Annotated in this window: 20 protein-coding genes; 6 read left to right on the forward strand and 14 right to left on the reverse strand. The window is 60.4% G+C overall.

Features of this window, described 5'->3' with window-relative positions; all coding sequences use genetic code 11:
- The first annotated feature begins 65 nt into the window (after positions 1-65).
- Positions 66-1,679 carry an AMP-binding protein gene (locus ACYJRZ_RS00545; RefSeq protein ID WP_459455092.1) on the forward strand — a complete coding sequence of 538 codons (1,614 nt, stop codon included), beginning with the start codon at positions 66-68 and terminating at the stop codon, positions 1,677-1,679.
- 23 nt (positions 1,680-1,702) lie between these two features.
- Here the strand turns inward: ACYJRZ_RS00545 and ACYJRZ_RS00550 are convergent, their stop codons facing one another.
- The 6 genes from ACYJRZ_RS00550 to ACYJRZ_RS00575 all read right to left on the reverse strand — a co-directional run bounded on the left by ACYJRZ_RS00550 (position 1,703) and on the right by ACYJRZ_RS00575 (position 7,714).
- Positions 1,703-2,266, reverse strand: coding sequence for a VOC family protein (locus ACYJRZ_RS00550; RefSeq protein ID WP_459455093.1), 564 nt, complete (start codon positions 2,264-2,266; stop codon positions 1,703-1,705).
- 90 nt (positions 2,267-2,356) lie between these two features.
- Positions 2,357-3,211 carry an ATP-binding cassette domain-containing protein gene (locus ACYJRZ_RS00555; protein ID WP_459455094.1) on the reverse strand — a complete coding sequence of 285 codons (855 nt, stop codon included), beginning with the start codon at positions 3,209-3,211 and terminating at the stop codon, positions 2,357-2,359.
- Complete coding sequence (locus ACYJRZ_RS00560; RefSeq protein WP_459455095.1) at positions 3,208-4,080, reverse strand: ABC transporter ATP-binding protein; 873 nt, start codon at positions 4,078-4,080, stop codon at positions 3,208-3,210. The genes ACYJRZ_RS00555 and ACYJRZ_RS00560 overlap by 4 nt, the downstream gene beginning before the upstream one ends.
- Entirely contained in the window at positions 4,077-4,970 is an 894-nt protein-coding gene (locus tag ACYJRZ_RS00565) for an ABC transporter permease (RefSeq protein WP_459455096.1), read from the reverse strand. Before ACYJRZ_RS00565 ends, ACYJRZ_RS00560 begins: the two co-directional genes overlap by 4 nt.
- The gene (locus tag ACYJRZ_RS00570) at positions 4,963-5,970 is read right to left on the reverse strand and encodes an ABC transporter permease (RefSeq protein WP_459455097.1); all 1,008 of its coding nucleotides are present in this window, start codon (positions 5,968-5,970) and stop codon (positions 4,963-4,965) included. Before ACYJRZ_RS00570 ends, ACYJRZ_RS00565 begins: the two co-directional genes overlap by 8 nt.
- 208 nt (positions 5,971-6,178) lie before the next feature.
- The gene (locus ACYJRZ_RS00575; protein WP_459455098.1) at positions 6,179-7,714 is read right to left on the reverse strand and encodes an ABC transporter substrate-binding protein; all 1,536 of its coding nucleotides are present in this window, start codon (positions 7,712-7,714) and stop codon (positions 6,179-6,181) included.
- A 357-nt stretch (positions 7,715-8,071) separates the two neighbouring features.
- Here ACYJRZ_RS00575 and ACYJRZ_RS00580 point away from each other — a divergent pair, with 357 nt between their 5' ends.
- From ACYJRZ_RS00580 to ACYJRZ_RS00590, 3 genes are all read left to right on the forward strand, one after another.
- Entirely contained in the window at positions 8,072-10,225 is a 2,154-nt protein-coding gene (locus ACYJRZ_RS00580; protein ID WP_459455099.1) for a thiamine pyrophosphate-dependent enzyme, read from the forward strand.
- Between the two features lie 9 nt (positions 10,226-10,234).
- Positions 10,235-11,794 carry an indolepyruvate oxidoreductase subunit beta family protein gene (locus ACYJRZ_RS00585; RefSeq protein ID WP_459455100.1) on the forward strand — a complete coding sequence of 520 codons (1,560 nt, stop codon included), beginning with the start codon at positions 10,235-10,237 and terminating at the stop codon, positions 11,792-11,794.
- Between the two features lie 63 nt (positions 11,795-11,857).
- Positions 11,858-13,168, forward strand: a complete 1,311-nt coding sequence (locus ACYJRZ_RS00590) for an MFS transporter (protein ID WP_459455101.1) — start codon at positions 11,858-11,860, stop codon at positions 13,166-13,168.
- 30 nt (positions 13,169-13,198) lie between these two features.
- Here ACYJRZ_RS00590 and ACYJRZ_RS00595 read toward each other — a convergent pair whose 3' ends face one another.
- The 3 genes from ACYJRZ_RS00595 to ACYJRZ_RS00605 all read right to left on the reverse strand — a co-directional run bounded on the left by ACYJRZ_RS00595 (position 13,199) and on the right by ACYJRZ_RS00605 (position 16,173).
- Positions 13,199-13,705 carry a MarR family winged helix-turn-helix transcriptional regulator gene (locus ACYJRZ_RS00595; RefSeq protein ID WP_459455102.1) on the reverse strand — a complete coding sequence of 169 codons (507 nt, stop codon included), beginning with the start codon at positions 13,703-13,705 and terminating at the stop codon, positions 13,199-13,201.
- A gap of 24 nt (positions 13,706-13,729) precedes the next feature.
- Positions 13,730-15,319 carry a phytoene desaturase family protein gene (locus ACYJRZ_RS00600; protein WP_459455103.1) on the reverse strand — a complete coding sequence of 530 codons (1,590 nt, stop codon included), beginning with the start codon at positions 15,317-15,319 and terminating at the stop codon, positions 13,730-13,732.
- A gap of 71 nt (positions 15,320-15,390) precedes the next feature.
- On the reverse strand, positions 15,391-16,173 hold the full coding sequence (locus ACYJRZ_RS00605; protein ID WP_459455104.1) for a cyclase family protein: 783 nt from the start codon (positions 16,171-16,173) through the stop codon (positions 15,391-15,393).
- 392 nt (positions 16,174-16,565) lie between these two features.
- Between ACYJRZ_RS00605 and ACYJRZ_RS00610 the strand changes: the two genes are divergently transcribed.
- Both ACYJRZ_RS00610 and ACYJRZ_RS00615 read left to right on the forward strand, forming a co-directional pair.
- Positions 16,566-18,137, forward strand: coding sequence for a phytoene desaturase family protein (locus tag ACYJRZ_RS00610; RefSeq protein ID WP_459455105.1), 1,572 nt, complete (start codon positions 16,566-16,568; stop codon positions 18,135-18,137).
- Positions 18,138-18,234: 97 nt separating this feature from the next.
- Positions 18,235-18,750, forward strand: coding sequence for a MarR family winged helix-turn-helix transcriptional regulator (locus ACYJRZ_RS00615; RefSeq protein ID WP_459455106.1), 516 nt, complete (start codon positions 18,235-18,237; stop codon positions 18,748-18,750).
- Here ACYJRZ_RS00615 and ACYJRZ_RS00620 read toward each other — a convergent pair.
- The 5 genes from ACYJRZ_RS00620 to ACYJRZ_RS00640 all read right to left on the reverse strand — a co-directional run bounded on the left by ACYJRZ_RS00620 (position 18,747) and on the right by ACYJRZ_RS00640 (position 24,014).
- Positions 18,747-19,421: an amino acid ABC transporter permease gene (locus tag ACYJRZ_RS00620; RefSeq protein WP_459455107.1), complete on the reverse strand. Its 675-nt coding sequence runs from the start codon at positions 19,419-19,421 to the stop codon at positions 18,747-18,749. The two genes, ACYJRZ_RS00615 and ACYJRZ_RS00620, sit on opposite strands and share 4 nt — an antisense overlap.
- A gap of 93 nt (positions 19,422-19,514) precedes the next feature.
- Positions 19,515-20,312, reverse strand: a complete 798-nt coding sequence (locus ACYJRZ_RS00625; RefSeq protein WP_459455108.1) for an ABC transporter substrate-binding protein — start codon at positions 20,310-20,312, stop codon at positions 19,515-19,517.
- An 80-nt stretch (positions 20,313-20,392) separates the two neighbouring features.
- A complete protein-coding gene (locus ACYJRZ_RS00630; RefSeq protein WP_459455109.1) occupies positions 20,393-21,601 on the reverse strand; it encodes a pyridoxal phosphate-dependent aminotransferase in 1,209 nt (402 codons plus the stop codon).
- A gap of 193 nt (positions 21,602-21,794) precedes the next feature.
- Positions 21,795-22,571 (reverse strand): HpcH/HpaI aldolase family protein, encoded by a 777-nt coding sequence (locus ACYJRZ_RS00635; RefSeq protein WP_459456886.1) that lies wholly within the window; start codon positions 22,569-22,571, stop codon positions 21,795-21,797.
- Between the two features lie 162 nt (positions 22,572-22,733).
- Positions 22,734-24,014, reverse strand: coding sequence for a cysteine desulfurase-like protein (locus tag ACYJRZ_RS00640; RefSeq protein WP_459455110.1), 1,281 nt, complete (start codon positions 24,012-24,014; stop codon positions 22,734-22,736).
- Positions 24,015-24,052 lie beyond the last annotated feature (38 nt).

The raw sequence follows: 24,052 nt of genomic DNA on the forward strand, positions 1-24,052 counted from the left end.
TGCCACAAGCGCCGCGGGGAAACGGCTGTCGTGGCGATTGATCGAAAGAATGTGGGAGCAATGTAATGCTGGGACCGACCGGTCATACCGATACATTCACGCGAGACAATCTGCCGCCCTTCGATGAATGGCCCGAACTGCGGATGGAGGGTTTCGACTATCCGGAATGGCTGAATGCCGGCTTCGAACTCAGCGACCGGATGGTCGAGAAGGGTTTCGCCGATCACGTGGCCCTGATCGGCAACGGCCGCCGCCGCACCTACAAGGAGCTGGCGGATTGGACCAACCGCATCGCGCACGCGCTCATCGAGAATTTCGGCGTGAAGCCGGGCAATCGCGTTCTTATCCGCTCCGGCAACAATCCTGCCATGATCGCCTGCTGGCTGGCGGTGACGAAGGTCGGCGCCGTTGCCGTCAATACCATGCCGATGCTGCGGGCGGGCGAGCTTTCCAAGATTATCGACAAGGCGGAGATTTCGTTTGCGCTTTGCGATACCAGGCTGTTGGAGGAGCTCGTCACCGCAGCCAAGGACAGCCGCTTCCTGAAGCAGGTCGTCGGCTTCGATGGTACCGCCAATCATGACGCCGAACTCGACCGCATCGCGCTCAACAAGCCCGTTCGTTTCGAACCGGTCAAGACCGGGCGGGATGATGTGGCGTTGCTCGGCTTCACCTCGGGCTCGACGGGTGTGCCGAAGGCGACGATGCATTTCCATCGCGATCTCCTGATCATCGCCGACGCCTATGCCAAGGAAGTGCTGCAGGTGACGCCGGATGATGTCTTCATCGGCTCGCCGCCGATCGCCTTCACCTTCGGCCTCGGGGGGCTGGTCATCTTTCCCCTGCGCTTCGGCGCATCGACGGCGCTGCTCGAAAATGCCTCGCCGAAGAACATGGTCGAGATCATCCAGGAGTACGGCGCGACCATCAGCTTCACCGCACCGACCGCCTATCGCGCCATGCTGGCGGCGATGGAAGAGGGGGCGGATCTATCATCTCTCCGGGTCGCGGTTTCCGCCGGCGAAACGCTACCGGGGCCGATCTTCGAGGAATGGACGCGAAAGACTGGCAAGCCGATCCTCGACGGCATCGGCTCGACCGAGATGCTGCACATCTTCATTTCCAATCATCTCTCCGATGCCAGGCCGAACTGCACCGGCAAGCCGCTGAGGGGTTATGAGGCTCGCGTCGTCGACGACAAGATGAACGAGGTTCCGCGCGGCACGATCGGCAAACTCGTCGTTCGCGGGCCGATCGGCTGCCGCTACCTCGCCGACCATAGGCAGGCAGACTACGTGCGCGACGGCTGGAATGTGACCGGTGATAGCTTCATTCAGGATGAGGAAGGCTATTTCCATTTTGCCGCGCGTTCCGACGACATTATTCTTTCGGCCGGTTACAATATTGCCGGACCGGAAGTGGAGGCGGCCCTGCTTTCGCATGCCGACGTGCTTGAATGCGCTGTCATCGGCAAGCCGGACGAGGAACGGGGCCATATCGTGCAGGCCCACGTCGTGCTGGCGCCCGGTGTCACCGGCTCGGATCTGCTGGTCAAGGCGCTGCAGGATCACGTCAAGGCCGTCATCGCGCCGTACAAATATCCGCGCTCTATCGTCTTCGTCGAAGCCTTGCCGAAGACGGAATCCGGCAAGATACAGCGCTTCCGCCTGCGAAACTGAGGATACCGGTCAGGCGTCTCGCTTCACCTACTTGGATCCTTCGGGCTCCACAGCACGGTTTCGGCATCTTTTTCATAAGCCATGCCCTTGGGATAGCTGATAGCCTCGAACTGCAGGCCCCATGGTGCCTGGAAATAAAGGATCGACTGGCCAGCTGCCGGACCCTCTGTGATTGAGAGCGGCCCCAGCCGCGTCCCAACGTTCCTGCTATCCAGATAAGCCTTTGCTGCGTCAATGTCGTCCACATAGAGCGAGATATGAAACGCGCCGATATCGCTGTTCTTCTGCCTGAGGTTGCGCTGATCGGGCGCTGAATATTCAAACAGTTCAATGTTCGATCCGAAACCGCACCGCACCTGAGTGATCTGCTTGATTTGAGCCTTGGGATCGACACCGAGCAGATCGCTCATGAATGTGCCCTTATCGTCGGCAAACGGGCCGAACGACATGATGACCTCGCAGCCAAGCACGTTTTCGAAGAAATCGACTGCCTGCTTCATATCCGGCACCGTCAATCCCGTATGATCGTGGCCGCGAAGACCGGGCAGTCCCACGGTCTTCGTTGCTGCAGAAACAGGATCCTTCATAGGGTCTTCCCTTTCCATATGTCGATGTTGTTGCAGTCTCGTTCGTACTTGTGGCTCAAGCACAAACTTTGCACTATGATCGAGTGACCTTCATGCAGCGGGCGCTTCTTCCATCAGACTTTCGCGGCCGAGCCAGTGCGGGTCGACTTCCGGCAAGGGAATGGCGTCCAGCAGCATGCGGGTATAGGCGGAGGCGGGGGCGGTGAAGACGCGCTCGCAATCGCCTTCCTCTTCAATACGACCGTTACGCATGACGTAGACGCGGTCGCAGACCGCGCGGATGACGGAGAGATCGTGGCTGATGAACGCCATCGAGAGGCCAAGATCGCGCGAAAGCTCCTTCAGCAGATTGAGAACCTGTGCCTGGGTCGACACGTCGAGGCCGGAGACGATCTCGTCGGCGAGCACGAAATCCGGCTTCAGCAGTGCAGCACGGGCGATGCCGATGCGCTGGCGCTGGCCGCCCGAGAGTTCATGCGGATTGCGGTCGAGGCATGCCTGAGGCAGCGTCACCCGTTCGAGAATTGCGCCAACCTGCCGCTCAGCTTCTTTCCGATCCGAAGCCAGCCGATGCAGCAGTAGCGGCTCGACGAGGATGCGGCGGATCGTGTGGCGCGGATTGAGCGAGGCCATCGGATCTTGAAAGATCATCTGCATGCGGCGGCGTAGCGGTCGCATATCGGCATCAGGCAGATGCGTGATGTCTCGGCCATCGAAATGGATGCTGCCCGCATTTATGTCAATCAGCCGTAACAGGGTGCGGCCGAGGGTCGTCTTGCCTGAGCCGCTTTCGCCAACGATGCCCGCGGTTTCGCCGCGGTTGATATCGATGTCGACGCCGTGCAGCACCTTGATGCCCGAGCCCGGCGGCCCGAAAAGGTGCCGCTTGGCGCCATAGGTGACCTCGATGCCTCTGGCCGAAAGGAGAGTATCGGAAACGCTCATCGGCTTCCCTCCGGAATGCCGATCTCGCGGCGCAATTGTTCGAAAACGGCTTGCGGCACCGGCGTCAGCCCGGCATCCGGCCGGTCATAGCGCGGCCCGGCCGATATCAAGGATTTCGTGTAGATGTGCTTGGGATGCGCCAGCACGTCGCTCGTGCGTCCGTCCTCGATCACCTTGCCAGCGTAAAGCAGGGTCACACTGTCGCAGATCTGGGCGACGACGCCGAGATCGTGGGTGACGAAGATCACGGCGGTGCCGTGCGCTTCCTGCAGGCCGCGGATCAGCCGCAGGATCTGCTTTTGCACGGTAACGTCGAGCGCGGTGGTCGGCTCGTCGGCGACCACCAACTTCGGCTGCAGCGCGAAGGCGGCGGCGATTAGGATGCGTTGGCGCATGCCGCCGGACAATTCATGGGGATAGGCGCGCAATACACGCTCGGGATCGCGGATATGTACTTCTTCCAGCAGCTTCAGTGCCCGCCGGTGGGCGTCGCCTGATGACATGCCCCGTTTCAACCGCAAGCCATCGGTCAGTTGCGCTTCGATGCGCCGGCCGGGATTGAGGGCCGTTTGCGGGTCCTGAGGAATCAGCGAGATTTCGCTGCCCATGATATCTCGCAATTCCCTGGCGGAGAGCGTGAGCAGGTCGCGGCTTTCGAACAGGATCGATCCATTCGTGATGCGGACGCTGCGCGGCAGGATGCCGAGCAGCGCCTTGGCGATGGTCGATTTTCCGGCGCCGCTTTCGCCGACCAGCCCGCGCACTTCGCCGCGCGCGAGCGTCAGAGAAACGTCGCGCAGAATCGGGGCGCCGCTGTCGCGGTCGGACACGGCGCTGAGGCCGGCAATGGAGAGAAGCGGAGGCATCATCGGCGCATCACCGGATCGAGGGCGCGGCGCAGGCCGTCACCGAGTTGATTGAAGGCAAGCACCGTCGCAAACAGCGCGATCAGGGGCACCACGAGCACCCACCAGCCTTGGTAGATCATTTGCCGCCCTTCGGCGATCATGCCGCCCCAGGTCGGCGTGTCGGAGGCAACAGACAGGCCAACGAAGGACAGAATGGCTTCGACGATGACAGCAATGCCCATTTCGAGGCTGACAAGGGCGATCAGCACCGGTGTCACATTGGGCACGATTTCGCTGAAGAGGATTCTCACGCGTGAAAAGCCGATGGTGTGAGCTGCCGTCACATAATCCATCCGCGCCTGCGCTTGCGTTTCCGAGCGCACGACGCGACAGAAGCGCGTCCAGTCGATGATGACGATGGCCGCGATGACCGAGTGCACGCCGGAGCCGAAGACGGCGACGAGCAGGATCGACAGAAGGACTGGCGGGAAGGCCATCCAGATATCGACGAGACGCGAGATCACCTTGTCGATCCAGCCGCCATACCAGCCGGCGAGAAGGCCGAGCAATGTGCCGATGAGTGCCGCCAATCCTGCCGCGACGAAGGCGACCGTCAGCGCGATGCGCGTGCCGAAGATGGCGCGGGACAGCACGTCGCGGCCGAGATCGTCCGTGCCCAGCAGGAAGCCTGGATCGGATCCTTCGATCCATGCTGGCGGCAGGGTGCCGGACATCAGATCCTGCTCCAGCGGATCCTTCGGCGCGATGTAAGGCGCGAAGATCGCAAGGATGATGAGGATAAGAATGAAGCCACCGCCGAAGATCACCTTTGGTTCGGCGAGCAATGCGCGCAGGCGTTTCGCCATTCTGGAAGGCGAGCGCGACATGGCGGGCGAGGTGACGTCAGCCATGGGCGAGCCTCGGATTGAAGGCCGCGACCAGGAGATCGACTGCCAGATTGACGAGAATGAAGAGAGCGCCGAAAACCAGCACCAATCCTTGAATCAGCGGCAGGTCGCGATTGATGACGGCATCGATCGCCATATTGCCGATGCCGGGATAGGCGAAGATGCGCTCGACGATGACGGTGCCGCCGATTAGGAAGGTGAATTGCACGCCGGTCAGCGCGATCGTCGGGCCGACAGCATTGCGTAGCGCCTCCTGCAGCACCAGCCGCAACTCGGACATGCCTTTCAGCTTGGCGAGCAGAATATAGTCCTGCACCATGGCCTCGGAGAGTGTGGCTTTCAGCACGCGGGCGATGATGGCGGCGAGCGGCAGGCCGAGCGCCAGGACCGGCATGATTATGTGGGCGCAAATGTCTGTGAAGATCGCGAAGCGGAACGTTACGAGACTTTCGAGGAGATAGAAGGGGGTGGCGAACTGTACGTCCGTCCTTGGATCGATGCGGCCGGAAAGCGGGAAAAGCGGGAAGAGAACGCCGAGCACAAGAACCAGCGCGAGAGCCCACACGAAATCCGGCACTGCCAGGAAAAGGCCGTTCAGGCTGTCAATGACTGGTTCGAAAATCGTGCGGCGGGCGAGCGTGCCGACGATGGCGACCGTGCCACCGAGAAGAGCGGCCTGCACCAGCGCGGCGAAAGCGAGTTCTAGCGTTGCGGGGAGGCGTTCGCCGAGCAGGGAGAGTACATCGCGCTTCAGGGAGATCGATGTCCCGAAATCGCCCGTCAGAACCGCTTTGAGCCAGAGCCAGAATTGCGTGGTCAGGCTCGCATCGAGGCCGTAATGGGCGCGCAGCGCTGCGATATCGGCAGGGCTTGCGCCCGGCGAGATCATCATGGCGATCGGATCGCCCGGCACGACGCGTAGCAGGACGAAGACGATCACCGCCACCCCGAAGAGGGTGATCGCGGCCATGATCAGCCGGTTGAGAATGGAGACTGCTATCATGCGTTATGAGTTCCGATGGCACGGCTATGGCGGTCCTAAGCCCCTCATCCGCCCTGTAGGGGCCTCTCTCCCTGCTGTGGCGGGGAGAGAGGGAAAGAGGCACCGGCAACCTACCCCTAACAACCTGTTCCCGCGAGGATACAAAGGTTGTTCCCTCTCCCCGCTTGCCAGGAGAGGGCTAGGGTGGGGCAAGGCTACAAGAGCGAGATCAAGCCTTCGACATCAGCGTCGGCTGCAGGGCGCCGGAGACGTTCGGCGTGACCTTCAGGCTCGCTTTGTAGACGATCGGCTGGGCATATTGCAGCAGCGGGATTACATAGCCCTGCTCGGCTATGTATTTGATCGCCGCTTTCCAGCCGGCAATACGCTTTGCCTCGTCCTTTTCCACCCAGAGCGGCCCCAGCATGTCGTCGACATCCTTGGTCTTCCAGGCGGAGTGCGGCGAAGGCCCGAACATGGCGAAGCCGGTTGAGGTCGTCGGATCGCCGATGGCGTTGCCCCAGTTGTAGAAGGCGGCCGGTCCGAGCTGATGGGCTGCGCGCAGCTCATAATGTTTGGCGATTTCATAGACTTCGATGTCAGCCTCGATGCCGACCTTACGCCACATGCCGACGATCGCCTGGATCATCTCGTAATCCTTCGGCTTGAAGCCGCGGGTCGTCTTGATGGTAAATTTCACAGGCTTTTCCGGCGAATAGCCGCTGGCCGCCAGAAGTTTCTTCGCCTGTTCCGGATCGTAAGGAGTTTTGACTGACGCGTCGTAGGCCTCATATTCCGGCGCTTCGAGCGTCGACAGAGGCTTGCCGTAGCCGCGCAGCAGCCGCTTGATGATCGCTTCCTTGTCGATCGCCATATTGGCAGCGAGGCGAACGTTCTTGTCGAGCATCGGATCGACATTGCTGATGAAGATCATGCCGATGTCGGAGATCGGGGTGGCGACGCCAGCAAGACCGGACTTCTTCTTCAGCCGGTCGAAATCCTCATAGGGGATTTCCAGCGTCACGTCGGAAGAGCCGGATTCGATTTCGGCCACGCGGCTGGTCGTATCAGGCACGAACTTGAAGATAACGGTATCGAAGGCCGGCTTGCCGCCGAAATAGTTCGGGTTCGCCTTCAGGCGCAGATAGGAATTGCCCTCGTAGGCATCGACCATATAGGGGCCGGTGCCGATCGGCTTCTTTTCGAAGCCCTGCGCGCCCACCTTGGTATAATAATCTTTCGGCAGGACATAGCCTGTCAGGAAGGCCATCCATTTGAAATAGGTCGGCTCGAAACGGACGACATCGCCGGTGATGCGGTTGCCTTCCACCTTGTAATTGTTGGCGGTCGACCAGATGAACTGTATCGGATTGCCGGTGTCCTGCTTGGCGGCGCGCTCCAGCGACCAGACGATATCGTCAGGCGTCAACTTGGAGCCGTCGTGCCAGGTCACGCCTTCGCGCACGTCCATCCAGACCTTGGTCTTGTCGTCGTTCCAGCCCCAGGCCGTCAGAAGTCCCGGTTGAAACTTTAAGTCCGGTCCTTGGCCAATATACTGGTCGAAGATCGACCGATAGATCGCCTGGATCGTCGGGTTGACGGCGGACGGGCCGGTCGTCGGATCGAAAGAGGGCAAATTGACGTTGAAGGCGATGGCCAGCGTGCCGGCTTCGGCTGCTTCTACAGGCGTTCTGCCGGCTAAAATCCCAGTCAAAAATGCGGCTGCGCCGAGGCTCAGGGCCTCGCGCCGAGTAAGCGTTGTCATGGTCACTCCGTTCCCCTGTTAAGCGGCAGAAAAGCATGACGCCCAACTGCCGCTGGCGATTTATTGTCGGAATGTTTTAATCTTAAAATACGTATTTCGGAGCGGCAAGCGCTTTCTCTGGTGCCTTCAAAGAATCCCGCATCTATTTTGCGCCTAAATTCTATGCATGCGCATATATCTATGCTGCTGGCTGTCGTTCGAAACTTTTGATCTTGGAAAATGGATGCGCTGGCATCATTGTGTATCGGCGATCCATTCAGCTGCATCTCATATTTGTTCGTTGACAGCTCAAGGAAGTTCAAAATATGATTTTGCAAATGATTTAAAACAAGCCCGCATGGGCAAAGGGGTAACGTCATGGCCGAGCGATCGTTTGCGCGCGAGGTCGAGGATCTGAAGCTCGGGGAAGGCGATATCTTCCGCGGCGAAGGTATTCTCGCGATCACTAAGGCACTTCTGCAATCCGGTGTTTCCTATGTCGGCGGCTATCAGGGATCGCCGATTTCCCATCTCATGGACGTTCTGGCCGACGCCAAGGATGTGATGCAGGATCTGGGCGTTCATTTCGAGACATCAGCCTCGGAAGCGGCCGCCGCCGCCATGCTATCTGCCTCCGTCATGTATCCGGTGCGCGGCGCCGTCACCTGGAAATCGACGGCCGGCACCAACGTCGCCTCCGATGCGCTTTCCAACCTGTCCTCCGGCGGGGTCACTGGCGGCGCGCTGATCATCATCGGTGAAGATTACGGCGAAGGTTCCTCCATCATGCAGGAGCGCAGCCATGCCTATGCGATGAAATCGCAGATGTGGTTGCTCAACCCCCGTCCGAACCTGCCGTCGATCGTGCAGGCGGTGGAAGAGGGCTTCGAGCTTTCGGAAGTGTCGAACACGCCTGTCATGCTGCAGGTCGGCATCCGAAGCTGTCATGTCCACGGCCAGTTCGTCGCCAAGGATAACAAGCGGCCGGCCTATACGCTGAAGCAGGCGCTGGAAAATCCGGTTCGCGACGTCAACCGTATCGTGCTGCCGCCGGCCTCCTTCCTACATGAGAAGGAGAAGCTGGAGAAGCGCTGGCCAGCCGCTGTCGATTTTATCAAGAAACGCCAGCTCAACGAGTATTTCGGACCCTCTGAAGGCGATGTCGGCATCATCCTGCTTGGCGGTATGTATAATGGCGTGATGCGTGCGCTGCAGCAGCTCGGACTTGCCGATGTCTACGGCAATTCCGCCGTGCCGCTCTATGTCTTGAATGTCGCCTACCCGCTTGTCGATGACCAGATCGCTGAGTTCTGCGCTAGCAAGAAGGCAGTGCTAATGGTCGAGGAGGGGACGCCCGAATATATCGAGCAATCCCTGAATACGATCCTGCGCCGCCGCGATATCCAGACCAAGGTCGCAGGCAAGGATGTCCTTCCCATGGGTGGCGAATATACCGCGCCCGTATTGATGAAGGGCATCAAGAACTTTCTGGAAGTTCACCAGCGTGTGCTGCTCGGCAACCAGCCACCGCTGCCGGATCCAACGCCTGTTCTCAACGATCCAAAGATCAAGGCGCTAGCCGAAGTCGTGCCGCCGCGGCCGCCCGGTTTCTGCATCGGCTGTCCGGAGCGGCCGATCTTCGCCGCGATGAAGATGGTCGAGAGCGAACTCGGCCAGCATCACATATCAGGCGATATCGGCTGCCACCTCTTCTCGATCCTGCCGCCCTTCAATATCGGCAGTACGACCATGGGCTACGGGCTGGGACCGGCCGCGGCCTCGGCCTTCAATGTCGAAGCCGACAAGCGCGTGATCTCCGTTATGGGCGATGGCGGCTTCTGGCACAACGGGCTTGCGACGTCGGTCGGCAACGCCGTCTTCAACAAACAGGATGGCGTCATCCTCGTCGTCGACAACTATTACTCGGCGGCGACCGGCGGGCAGGACATACCGTCCTCGCGTGCCCTCAATCCGCGCCGCAAGACTAACAATTCCATTGTCAATGCTGTCAAGGGCATCGGCGCGACCTGGGTGCGCCAGATCGACCGGACCTACGATGTCGCCAAGATGCGCGACACGCTGCGCGAGGCTTTGACCTCGAAGGAGCCGGGGCCGAAGATCATCGTTGCCTCCTCGGAATGCATGCTCAACAAGCAGCGCCGCGTGAAGCCGCAATTCGCCAAGGCTGTCAAGGACGGCAAGCGCATGGTCAAGGAGCGCTTCGGCGTGGACGAGGATGTCTGCACCGGCGATCACGCCTGCATCCGTCTTTCCGGCTGTCCCTCGCTGTCGGTCAAGCACACCGACGATCCGCTGAAGGACGATCCGGTGGCGGCGATAGACAATAATTGCGTGGGATGCGGCAATTGCGGTGAAGTTTCGGAGGCGGCGGTGCTCTGTCCCTCCTTCTATCGGGCCGATATCATCCACAATCCAACGAGTTGGGATCGTTTCGTCGCCCGTATGCGCTCCAGCATAATCGGCTGGCTGCAGGCGCGTCGTCGCGCCAGACGCATCGTCTTCGCAGATTGAGAGGGCGATATGAACGAGCATGTGAGCATGGATGATCTCGGCGCTGCCAGGCTTTCGACGGATAAGCCGCTGTCGCTTGCCATCCTCGCCATGGGCGGGCAGGGCGGCGGTGTCCTGGCCGACTGGATCGTCGGCCTTGCCGAAGCCGAAGGCTGGATGGCGCAGACGACGTCCGTGCCGGGCGTTGCCCAGCGGACGGGCGCGACGATCTACTATATCGAGATGCTACCGGCCCGCGACGGGCACGAGCCGATCTTCTCGCTGATGCCGACGCCGGGCGATGTCGATGTCGTCATGGCGGCGGAGCTGATGGAAGCCGGCCGCTCCGTGCTGCGCGGCTTGGTCACGCCAGACAAGACGCTGCTGATCGCCTCGACGCACCGCTCCTTTGCAGTTGCGGAAAAGGAGAAGCCGGGCGATGGCATCGGCAATGCCGAGGTGGTGGTGGATGCCACGGATTTCGCCGCCAAGCGCACCATCGCCTTCGACATGGAAACGATGGCCGTTAGGAACGGCAGCGTGATTTCGGCCTCCATGTTCGGCGCTTTGGCGGGTTCGGGGGCGCTACCGTTCGGCAAGCAGGCTTTCGAAACGATGATCCGCGCGGGCGGCAAGGGCATCGAGCCTAGCCTGAAGGCCTTCAATGCCGCTTTCGATCGTGTCAAGGAGAAGCCGCGCGATGCGGTTTCAGCAACGCCGCCGAAGCACTTCGACGCGCTGCCGGAGACGGCCGGCCACCTGGCACTGGACCGTCTGGTCAATCGCATCCGCGCCGAATTTCCGGAAATTGCCTGGCCGTTGCTGTTTGCCGGCGTCAAGAAGCTGACTGATTATCAGGACCCGGCCTATGCCGATGAATATCTGAGCCGTGTCGCGGCGCTTCATGCGCTGGATCGCAAGGCCGGCGGCGCAAGCAAGGATTTCGCCTTCACCGTGCAGGCGGCGAAATATGTCGCAATCGCCATGACATATGACGATGTTATCCGCGTTGCCGATCTGAAGGTGCGTGGCTCGCGCTTCGAGCGCGTGCGCAAGGAAGTCGGCGCCAAGGACGATCAGATCGTCTATATGACCGAATATATGCATCCGCGCATGGAGGAGGTCTGTGGCACTATGCCGAAGGCAATGGGTCTCTGGATCGAAGGCCGGCCGCGCCTGTTTGCCCGGCTCGACCGCTTCATCAACAAGGGACGCCGCGTTCAGACCGGCACGCTGTTCTGGTTCCTCGGCCTTTACATGGTCTCGGCGCTGCGCCGTATCCGCCGGGGAACGCTGCGGCATGCCCGCGAGGTGGAGCATCGCGAGGCCTGGCTCGCGGCAGCATCCAATCTGCTGGCCGAGAATTACGATCTCGCCGTCGAGGTGCTCGGTAACCGCCGCCTGGTCAAAGGTTATTCCGATACGCATGCGCGCGGTCTTTCCAAGTTCGATCGCGTCATGTCGGCGCTGCCGCTCCTGCGCGAGCGCGAGGATGGAGCCGCCTGGATGCGGCGGCTGCGACAGGCCGCGCTTCTGGACGAAAAGGGTACGGCGCTCGACGGAGCGCTCAAAACGGTCGGGACACTCTGACACGACCACGCCGGGCGCAAATAATATCGACCAAGACCGACAATTCCAAAAGGAAACAGTCGCATGGACACTCTTCGAAATGGCGCTGCGAAGGACCTTTCAAGTCCTCGCGGCGGTGAGATCTCGCATGCCAGAAGCCTCGTCGTCGTGCTCATTTGCTGGCTGGCGATCTTTGCGGAGGGCTACGATGTCGGCGTCCTCGGCGCCATTCTGCCGGCGCTGTCCACCGACAATGTCTGGCACCTCACGCCACTCCAGCTTGGGGCGATGGGCAGCTATACCGTCTTCGGCATGCTTATTGGTGGCATTGTCGTCGGCACGCTCAGCGATCTCTATGGCCGCAAGCCGATGTTTCTCGCCTGCCTCTTGCTATTCGCCTTCTGCACGGCTGTCACCGCCTGGTCTCCGACCCCGACATGGTTCGGCGCCAGCCGTTTTGCCGCCGGTCTTGGCCTCGGCGGCATCATTCCTCTGGCGGCCGCGCTGACCATCGAATATTCGCCGACCGCGAAGAAGAATCTCAATTATGGCATCATGTATTCCGGCTATTCGCTGGGCCTGTTTGCCGCTGCGCTTGTCGGTAGATGGCTGTTGCCGGATTATGGATGGCGGCCGGTCGTTCTTGTCGGCGCGCTGCCGATATTGTTCGTGCCCATTATGGCATGGTTGCTGCCCGAGTCGCTTGATTTCCTGGTTGCGAAGGGGCGAGGTGAGAACGCGAGGCGGCTTGCTGCCCGACTTGGCGTTCCCGTCCCTGCGGGAAGCGCGCCCAGGGAAACCGGCCTCGGCTGGCGCGCAGTGTTGGGCGAGATCTTTTCGCCGAGAAACGCCTTCGCCACCGCCTGCTTCTGGATCGCACTGTTCATGGGGTTGCTACTCGTCTACGGGCTGGCCCAGTGGCTGCCGCAGATCATGCGCAAGAGCGGCTATGATCTGGGTGACAGCCTGCTGTTTCTGGCCGTCTTCAGCTTCACGTCAGCAATTGGCGGCATCGTGCTTGGTCAATGGGCGGATCGCTTCGGTGTACGGCTAACCGTGACGCTATCCTATCTGCTTGGAGCCGTCGGTATAGCGCTTCTCGCCATCAAGGGATCCATCTGGCTGAACTACACGGTCGTCGCCATTGCCGGTTTCGGCACGGTTTCGGCATCGCTGATCCTCACCGGCTATCTTGCTGCTTACCTGCAGCCTTTCGTTCGGGCGGCCGGCACCGGCTGGGCCCTGAGCTTTTCGCGCATCGGCGCGCTTTCCGGCCCCTTGATGGGCGGATACATCGGCAGTCTGAATGTCGGCCCGGAATGGAATTTCTATATTTTCGCCATTGTTGCCGCCATCGCGGCATTGGCAACGGCGCTGATACCGAACAGGCGGTGATGCAATCTCGAGCGGTCCGGCGTCGGCCGCTCAGATCTCGTGCTTACGGATATTATGCAGCACCTTGTGCAGGGTCGAGATGAAGGTGCGATATTCGGCTTCGTCGACGCCGTCGAACATCTGCAGGAACAGGTCGTACATGGTCGGCCAGACCTTTTCGAAGGCGGCGCGGCCCTCCTCGGTGATGGAGACATCGCGGATGCGCATGTCTTCGGCGCGGGGCTGACGGCGGATGTAGCCCTGCTGTTCAAGCGAATCCAGGGTGCGGCTCATCGTCGATTGCTCGGTCACGGCGAAGACGGAGAGCTCGTTGATCGTGAGGCTGGAAGAGACGCTAAGAACGGCGAGCGTCCGCATCTTCGCAGTCGTCATATCGTATTCGCGCAGCTCTTCCAGCAGGTTGGCGTTCCAGCGCGCCATCAGCCGGTTCATCAGATAGGGCGCGAAGTGATTGAGGCCGATTTCGCCCATGGTCGGGCGTTTTGCGTTCTCATCCCGATTGCGCCGCAAAACGGTGCCTGAAAACCGCTCCTCCATCGACGATGTTCCTCCGGAAACTTGTTATTTCAGCGATGATGCGAGCAGGAAGCCGGAGCCCCCACCAAGGCCTGGACCGGGATGCGCGGAAGCGCCGATGTGGTATAGGCCTGATACGTGGGTGCGGTGGTTAACAGATGACTTGAAGGGACGCCAGATGAAAAACTGGTCGAGGCCGCAATAGCCTCCATAGGGGTCGCCGCCGACGAGGTTCCTGTTCATCGCTTCCAGATCAGCCGGAGAATAGGCGCGGCGTGCGAGCTTAATGCTTGCAAAATCCTCGATATGGCTCGCAAGCACAGCTTCGATGCGGTCGGCGTAGCGCTCGCGCACCTCATCTGTCCAGCGGCCGTCCTCAGGCGCTTCGATTTTGCCCGCGGCATCGCCCTTGATGCGACGCGGCGCTTCGGGAAGCTGCAGCCAGAGGATCGATTTGCCCTCTGGCGCGCGGCTGGGGTCGAGTGCGACGGGCTGGCCAACGCAGACGGTGGGTTCGGCGGGCAGAAGTCCGCGTTCGCATTCGTTGGCTGCGCGCGAGACGCCGTCGAGGCCCGGCGTCAGGTGCAGCAGCGCCACCTTACCGAGCTCGGCACCGGCTTTCCAGCGCGGCGGCTCGGACAGAGCATAGTGGATCTGCATGTCGCCCTTGCCGTAGCGGTAGCTGGCAACGCCCGTTTTGACCTCAGGCGGCAGCGGATCCGGCCAATCCTTCATCAGCCGCTCATAGAGCTGGTTCGGCGTCACCGAGCAGATTACGCCGGCCTTCGCCTTCAACGTTTCGCCATTTGCAAGACGTACGCCATCAGCGCTGCGATTGTGGTCCGGAATGATGGCGGCGACGTCGGCGCTCACACGAATTTCACCGCCATGATCAGTGATCAACCGTTCGAAGGCCGTGAGCAGCTTTTCAGCGCCGCCCTTGACGATCGGTGCGCCGCCGAGTTCCAGCGCGAAACCGATTACCTTCAACATCTCGGCGGAATAGGCGCTTTCGGGGCCGAGGCCGCAGTGAAGTACCCAAGGCGCCCAGAGCGCATGGATATCCTCGGACCTGTAACTTGTTTCGAGATAGCCGCGCGCCGGGGTCAGGGCCTCACCAAACCAAGCCGCCAGCTTCCGCAATCCGCGGCTCCAACCTTGCTTTGCGACGGTCTTCAGGGTCGATCCTGACCATAGCGCGCCGCCAAGCAGGGAAAACAGGAATGGCGCGTCGGCGGCAAGGGCCTCCATCTCGCGGGAGAAGGTCTGCCCGTCGCCGGGCGACAGTTTGTCGAAAGCGGCGATATTGCGCTGCCTATCCTTTGAGAAGATGACATGCGAGCCATCGGGACGGAGCACACCTGTGGGAAGGTCGGCATGGGCAAATTCCAGGCCTCGCGCTTCAAGATCCCTGCCGATGGCGCCATAGGCCGGCGAGGTGAGGAAAAGCACCATGGTCGTTGCCATGACATCGTGGATGAAGCCGGGCTCGGTGATCTCCTCGGTGCGCAGGCAACCCCCGATGCGGTCATTGCGCTCGAGGATAAGTACCTTGTAGCCCTTTTTGCCGAGCATTGCGGCTGCGACAAGCGCGTTTATGCCGCTGCCGACAATGATGTAATCATGATCGCCCATTGCCACCGCCCCTTATTGACAAGATGAACGGAAGGAGGAGCCTGCCCTCAAGGCTCCTCTTTTCCAGCCAATCATGCAATCAATGCCAATGCGCGAACCGGCGAGCCGGTGCCCTTGACGAACTTCAGCGGGGCAGCGATCAGCACGGCGCCCTTGGCTGGCAGCTGATCGAGGTTCGAGAGGCTGGCGAGGCCATAGCGGTTGGCCTTGTGCATGAGGTTGTGCGCCGGGAAGGGCGGGTTCATACCGCCGGCGGAGCCGGCATCGGTGCCGATCGTTTCCGAACCCCAGCCGATGATACCTTTGGTGAGCAGATATTCGATCGCCTCGGCCGTCGGGCCGGGAGAATGCGGGCCGTTTTCATCGGCATTCAGGAAGGTTTCCGTCGAGCCGTTGCGCTTGTACCAGTCAGTGCGAAGCAGCACCCAGCTGCCGGCCTCGATCGCGCCATGCTGGGCTTCCCATTCCTTGATGCTCTCGACCGTGAGCAGGTAATCCGGATCGGCGGCGGCTTCCTTGGAGCGGTCGATGACATTGACCGGCGCCACGAAGTTCTGCGGCGGAATGGTGTCTGTCGTGTTGTTCGGGTTATCCTTGCCGGTGATCCAATGGCAGGGTGCATCGAAATGCGTGCCGGTATGTTCGCCGAGCTCCAGCCAGTTCCATGCCCAGAACGGGCCGTCCTGATTGTATTCGGAGATCGTGTGAACCTTGACCTTGGGCGTGTTCTTGCCGAACTGTGGCGGCAGGTAGAGCACCGGTGTATCCGGGCCGAGCGGTGCGGTAAGATCGACGACCTTGATGGAGCCCGAAAGCAGGGCCGAGGCTAGGCTGGCAAGTGTGGTGGCTGTCATATTTTGCGTTCCCCTTGTTGTTGCGTGATCCATGCAAAGAGCCTTTTTGTGGGTCTTTTGTTCAGGATCAGGCATGAAATAGGTATCGCCAGGCGCGGGGTGCCTTTCCTCCTGGCACCGTGTCCGCGGGCGGCGGAATAGCGGGAGCCTATGTCACAATATATGATATTGCAAGCATTCCGCTGGGGTTCACGGAGCCAATTTTGACCTAAAATCGGCAGCGGTCATGAGTTTGTAAGCTGCTGAAGTAAAACAGCATTCGTCGAGTTAATTCGATGAAATGCTATCAATGGTTGCTTTTGCTTCCTGCGGTTCGCGCCGACAGATACTTGAAGCTTAAAACTCAAAATGTATGCATGTGATAATAATAATCACAAACCAAAAAGGGGCAGATGATGAGCTATGATGCGATCATAGTCGGGGCCGGTCACAATGGCTTGGCGGCGGCGGTGCATTTGGCCGCCAAAGGCTGGAAGGTCGCCGTCATCGAGGGAAATGCGGAGCCCGGCGGTGCGGTCAAGACGCGCGAGGTGACACTGCCCGGCTTCCGGCATGACCTCTGTGCCATGAATCTCTCCATGTTCGCCGGCTCGGCCTTTTTTGCGCAGTACAAGAACGAGCTGTTGGCCGAAGGTCTGGGCTTCGTGCCTGCCTCGGATTGCTTCGCAAGCGTCTTCCGCGACCATACCTATCTCGGCGTCAGCACCGATCTTGAGAAGACCGCAGGCGCCATCGCTGACATCTCGCCGCAGGATGCCGCCGCCTGGCGCAATATGCTCTCTGAGTTCGGGACGGATGCCCCGCATATTTTCGGTCTGCTCGGCTCGCCCATGCCATCCATGGCCGCGGCCAAGGTCGTCTGGAAGGCTTGGCGCGAAAAGGGAATGGGCTGGATTTATGACACCGCGCGCATGCTCGTCGCGTCGCCGCGGGATTTTCTTGATGCCCGTTTCCAGAATACCAAGCTCAAGGCGATGATGGCCGCCTGGGGTCTGCATCTCGACTTTGCGCCCGATGTCGCCGGCGGCGCGCTGTTTCCCTATCTCGAATCCATGGCCAATCAGGCATTCGGCATGGTGATCGGCAAGGGCGGTGCGGATACGATCATCAAGGCGATGGCGGCCGTGCTGAAGGGCAAGGGCGGCGAGCTGATGCTCGGCACGCGCGTGGACAAGATCACGACCTCTGGCGGCAAAGCGACGGGTGTCGTTCTTGCCGATGGACGTCGTTATGAGGCGAAGCGCGCCGTCATCGCCAATGTCCATCCGCAGATCCTGTTCGGCAAGCTTCTGGATCAGGATCCGTCACGGCAGGAATTCGACAGCAAGGTCAAGCGCTTCCGCGCCGGACCGGGCACGATGATGATCCATCTGGCGCTGTCTGGCCTTCCGGATTGGATGGCGGGCAAGGCGCTTCAGAATTTTGCCTATGTGCACATCGCGCCGGATCTCGAAATGATGTCCCGTGTCTATGCCGAGGCCATGGGTGGACTGCTGCCGGCTGAACCTGCCCTGGTGGTCGGACAGCCGACGGCCATCGATCCGTCGCGCGCGCCCGATGGGCAGCATGTGCTTTGGATACAGGTGCGTGTCCTGCCAGCGGAATTCCATGGTGATGCCGCCGGTCAAATCAGCGGCGCGGGCTGGGATGAGATCAAGGATAGTTATACCGAGCGCGTGCTCGATATAGTCGAACGTTATGCGCCCGGCTTGCGCGGCAAGATATTGGGGCGCTCGGTCTTTTCACCCGTCGACCTGGAGCGCGAGAACCCGAATCTCATCGGCGGCGATAATCTCTCCGGCAGCCATCATCTCGACCAGAATTTCCTGTTTCGCCCCGTTGCCGGCTATTCGCGATACAAGACGCCCGTGGCATCGCTCTACATGTGCGGGGCCTCGACATGGCCTGGTGCGGGAACGGGTGCAGGTTCCGGTTTCATGCTGGGGAAAATGCTCGCCAAGTGAAGGCCTTATGACTTGACGTTGAAACCTTTGACATTTCAAATATCGTCCCCTAGATCGCTTGGATTGGTGATGCGGAACGATAGGCCGAGGCGACGTTATGACAGAGTCCGAGAGTGCAAGCGTTGATCTGGAGATCATCGTTCAGGGCGCGCAGGAAGGCAAGAAGCTCGAACTGCGGCTCTGGCTGCGCATGCTGTCGACGACCAAGCTGATTTCGCAGGAAATCCGCCGACGGCTGCGTAACGAGTTCGGCGCGACGTTGCCGCAATTCGACCTGATGGCGCAGCTTTATCGCGAGCGGGAAGGTTTGCGGCTCGGGGAGCTTTCGAAGCGCACCATGGTCACCAACGGCAATGTCACCGGTCTTGTCGAGCGGTTGGAGGCGGATGGCCTTGTGCAGCGCGTGACGCCCGATGGCGACCGGCGCGTGACGGTCGCCAAGCTCACGGCGAAGGGCGAGACCCAATTCAGCGCCATGGCTGCCGCTCATGAAGGCTGGCTGCGCGACATGATGGCAGATGTGGAGCCCGCAATCGTTAGCGAGCTGTGGCGGGATATCGGTGCGGTGAAGTCATCCGTCAGCAATCATCTTTCGGGTGCCGACTTCGATTAACGGGCCCGCTCGTCCTTGAACTTCTTCTCAAGCACGCTAACGAGGCGGACCATCGGCCAGAGCAGGATGATATAGATCAGCGCGGCCATGATCAGCGGCGATGGGTTGGCGTAGAAGCCTTGGGCGTTCTGCCCTTCTTTCAGAAGTTCCGGCAAAGCCACGGTCGAAGCAAGCGACGTATCCTTGAACATCGAGACGCAATTGCTCGTGGTCGGCGGGATGACGATGCGGACGGCCTGCGGCAGCACGACCTTGTAGAGCGTGATCAGGAAGGGGATGCCGAGGGCGGCAGCCGCCTCGAACTGGCCGCGTGGCACGCTTTCGATGCCTGAGCGGAAGACTTCGGCCGAATAGGCGGCAAGCACGATCGAGAAGCCGAGGATCGCAGACCACCAGGCAGAAAAGCTGATGCCGACGAAGGGTAACGCGTAGTAAATCAGGATCAGTACGACCAGCATGGGCATGGCGCGCATGATGTCGATATAGGCGATCGTCAGGAGCTGCAAAGGCTTGGGGGCATAGAGGCGGATCAGGCTGACGACGAGACCGCCGGTTACGCCGATGAGGATGCTGACCACGCCGAGCGCGACGGTCATCCAAAGCCCGCGCAACAGCTGCGGGAAAGCCGAGATCATGACGTCGGAATTGAAGAAAGTATCGACGAAAGACATTGGTACTCCCGCGTGCGAAACGAAGACGAGGTTTCCTGCATCCGCGCCGGTCGTTGCGACCGGCGCAGTTTCATTTCAATAATGATCTTTTGATCACGCCTTGGGGATAGGCAATTCGGTTACGGTGGAGGAGCCTGCAGGCGCCTTGCTGCCGAACCACTTCTCGTGGATCTTTTCCAGCGTGCCATCCTTCTTCATCGCCGTGATCGCATCGTTGATCTTGGCGACGAGCGGCGAATCCTTGGTCATCATCAGGCCGTATTGTTCGCCGGTCTTAATGCGATCCTTGATGGCGAAGCCCTTGGTCTTGACGAAGAGATACTGCATGCCGGGAATGTCGCTGACGACAGCATCGATGCGGCCGGCGCCGAGATCAAGGAACATGTCCTGCTGCGAATTGTAGCCCTTGACGTCGGCAAAGCCCTGCGCGGCCTTGTTGTCGTTGGCCCATTTTTCACCCGTCGAACCCGAAAGCACGCCGATAGTTTTGCCCGTGAGATCGGCAAGCGCCTTGATCGCGCTGCCGTCCTTGGCGGCGACGCCCATATCGGAGTCGTAGTAGGGCTGGGTGAAAGACTGCGATTTCAGGCGTTCCGGCGTAATCGTGATGGACGAGATTGCCACGTCGATGCGCTTGGAGCTGGTTGCCGCAAAAAGGGCCTGAAAGCCATAGTCTGCGATATTGGTCGTCATGCCCGCGCGCTTGGCCGCTTCGTTGACGATATCGACCTCGAAGCCTTCGAAGCCGCCATTTGCGGTCTTATATTCGAAGGGCGGGTTGTTGGGATAGGAGCCGACGTTCAGCACATCGGCGGCATAGGCAAAATGACTTCCGCCGGCCAAGCCGACGGCGGTCGCGAGGACCAGCAGACTGCGACGAGTCATGGACATTCTTTAGTCTCCCTCTGGTTATGGCCGCGGGCTTTTCCTCTCACCCGCGGTATTCCCCGTCCGCCCGATCGGCGGCCGTCTTATGTCATCGCGTTGACCATGCGGTCGAGCGCGATACGCATCTGTTCGGTTTCGCGGAACGTGCACATGCGCAGGAATGCGCGTGATGCCTCGCCGAAGTGATATCCAGGCGCCAGGCCGACGCGGGCCGTTTCAAGAATGCGCTCGCACAGCGCCGTTGCGTCAGGCTCGCCCTGCAGCGCAAAGAAGGCATACATGCCGCCACGCGGCTTTTCAGGCAGGATAATGCCGGGTATTTTCGGCAGCTTCTCATAGGCCAGATCGAGGCCCGCCTTGATGCGTCCGCGGATTTCTGAAACCAGCGGCTCGCCTTCGCGCAGAGCGGCTGCCGCACCGGCCTGAACCATGGCCGAGGTGCCGCTATTGATATACTGCGTCATGGCGCCAAGCTGGTCGGCCACGGCCGATGGGTGCGTCAGCCAGCCGACGCGCCAGCCGGTCATCGCCCAGGCTTTCGAGAAGCTGTTGATCGCGATGACGCGATCACCGTCCTCGGCTACCTGCAGGATCGAAGGTGCTATGTCACCATCGAAATAGAGGCGGGCATAGACCTCGTCGGAAATGATCCAAATGCCGGTGCGGCGGCTGAAATCCAATAGCGCCTGCATTTCCTCGCGCGACGCTGTCCAGCCGGTCGGGTTGGAGGGCGTCGACAGGAAGATGGCGCGGGTACGGGCATCGCAGCGGGCGAAAAGCTTTTCGAGATCGAGGCGCCAGTCGGTGTCGAAATCGAGCGACACGGCGCGCGGTTCGCCGCCGATCAGATGGATGGCGTTATGGATGTTCGGCCATTGCGGGGCGACATAGACGACATTGGTGCCGACATCGACAAGCAGTTCGAGCGCCATGTAGAGTGCCTGCATGCCCCCGGGAGCGACCGTCGTGCGTTCGATCGGGATCGGACGGCCATGCCACTGCGTCTGATAGTCCGACAGGGCTTCGTTCAGTGTCGCCAACCCGCGCATGTTCGGAACATAGAAGGTTGCGCCATCATCAAGCGCTTTCTTCGCAGCATCCCGGATGAACTCCGGCGTCACGATATCGCCTTCGCCGAACCAGAGCGGAATGACGCCACCGAGTTCGCGTGCGCGCTTGGCGAGCACGGCGATATTGTCGGTGCGCATGTCGCGGATCTGGGCGCGAATGCCTTCCAGGGCATCGCGGCCCATCATCACGTTCGGCAGGTTATGCTGCGGTAGAAGAGACAAGAAATTTCCCCTGGGAATTCTGCATTGGAGGGTTCAAACGGCTGCGGGAACTTTCGCTTTTGCAGCCCCTCAATGTCGAATGGTTATCCAAAAACAACTGCATTTCAAGGACAAATTTTAAGCTTAAAAAGTCTGCCTTCCTGCTCCGTTTCATATTGCTTTCCATGCAGTAACTATCTGATAGACATCAGCTTTATTTCTTATCGGCGGCGTTCTTTCCCGCTCGCGCGGCATCGACGCCCGCAGCCAGGCCGGCACCCAGAAACATCGTGTCGCCCGCGAGAATGAAGAAGCTGATACCGGCCTCCGACCATGCGCCGATATCATCGGGCGAGGGGCGGAAGATGCCGACCGCGCGGCTGGTGGACAGAGCGGTTTCGGTGATGGTTCTGATCGCCGCCTCGAGCTTGTCCTTGCCGGCTAGTCCCATCGCATCAATCGAAACGGAGAGATCGCCGGGGCCGATGAAGATGAGATCGACGCCATCAACGGCGGCGATCTCTGTGATATTGGCAAGCCCCTCGGCCGTTTCCACCTGGATCGCAAGCAGCAGTTCTTCATTGGCTTTCGCGAGATAGTCCGGAATGCGGTAGCCATAGGCGGCTGCCCGACCCGGGCCGACACCTCGCGCGCCGAGCGGGGGATAGCGGGTGGCCTGCACGGCAGCGCGAGCCTGCTCCGCTGTCGAAACACGCGGCACGAGAACGCCTGCGGCACCAGCATCCAGCACAGCTGCAATATCCTCCGCCGCATGGCCGGGCACGCGAACCATGGCAGGAACGCGATGGACATCGGCGGAGCGGATCAGGTCTTCGATACGCTCGCGGCTGATCTGCGAATGCTCCCAGTCGATGCAGAGGAAATCGATGCCTGAGGCCGCCGTGACTTCGATGGCGACTGGGTGTGGAATCGCCGCAAACGTACCAATCAGCAGCTTCTGCTCGATACAGTTTCGGCGGAAATCGCTCATCATCATCCTCATTTAGCGGTCCCTTAGGGTGAGACCGAAAGATACAATTGCGAAACGGCAATCTGCTCTGCGTTCAAAACAGTTTCCTGTGCCATCAAGCGCGGCATGGGGGCATTGCGGTGGCGGAGTTGTTCGGGCGCCGCCACCGCTCACAGGCGCGGCTTACTTGCGCCGCGCCATGATCTCGGTCAGGACCGCGTCGAACCGCGCGATCTCTTCGACCTTGTTATAATGCACCAGCGACACGCGGATGGCACCCGTTTCCATGGATAAGCCAAGGCGTTTCATCAGGCGTGGTGCGAACATGTGGCCGTCACGCAGGCCGATGCGCTGCTTGCCCATCTCGTCTGCGAACTCCTGTGGAGTGATGCCTGGTATGTTGAAGCAGATCGTGGGAACGCGTTGCTCCAGGCGGTTCTCGTCGGAGATGCCGTAGATGGTGGCGCCGTGGCGCTTCAGAACAGCGATCATCTCGCGCGAAAGCATCAGTTCGTATTGGCGGATTGCGCCCATGGCGGCGGCAAGCGCCTCGCGGCGGCTATGGTCACCGGTCGGCAGGAAACGGCGGCCAAGGCCTTCGAGATATTTGACCGCGGCATTCATGCCGGCGACGTTCTCATAAGTGAAGGTGCCGACTTCGATCTTGTAGGGCGGCACGTCCGGAATGAAGTCTTCCTTGAATGTCGGCAACTTGATCAGCGCGTCGTAACGGCCCCAGAGGAAGCCCATATGCGGCGAGAAATTCTTGTAACCGGAGCAGACGAGGTAGTCGCAGCCCCAGGCCTGCACGTCGATCAGGCCATGCGGGCCGTAATGGACGCAATCGAGGAAGGTTTCGGCGCCGGCAGCTTGCGCCAGTTTGCAGACGCTGGCGACATCGACGATCGTGCCGATGGAATGCGCGGTGACGGTGCAGGCGACGAGGCGCGTCTTGTCGTTCAGCAGGGGCTTCAGATCTTCCACATGCAGTGTGCCGTCTTCGCGCATGCGCCACCAGACGATCTTTGCTCCGTCTGCCTCCAGCGCCATCCAGGTCGCGATGTTTGCATCATGATCCATGTCGGTGACGACGATCTCGTTGCGCTCTCCGAGCAGCTTTGCAATGCCGAGGCTCACAAGCCGGATGAAAGAGGTGGCGTTCTGGCCGAAGGAGATTTCCTCCGGGCGATAGGCGTTGACCAGCATGGCGACGCTTTCGCGGGCTTCTTCCAGATTGCGGTCGACGCCTTGGCTGTGCTGGTATTTCGCCATGCGCTGGACGTTGAAATCGATGAGATGATTGGCAACCGCATCGACGACCGTCTGCGGTACCTGTGCACCGCCCGCATTGTCGAGGAAGACGAAATCGCCGGCCTTCCGGATGGCGGGGAACATGGCGCGGATCTCGTCGACCGGGAAACTGTTATGGCCGGCAAATTGCGATGCGGAAGGGGCGGAGCTCATGGGGATCTCGCTCTGAATATGGGTCAAAATCTGAGTTC

The sequence above is a fragment of the Rhizobium sp. No.120 genome, from assembly GCF_054558365.1.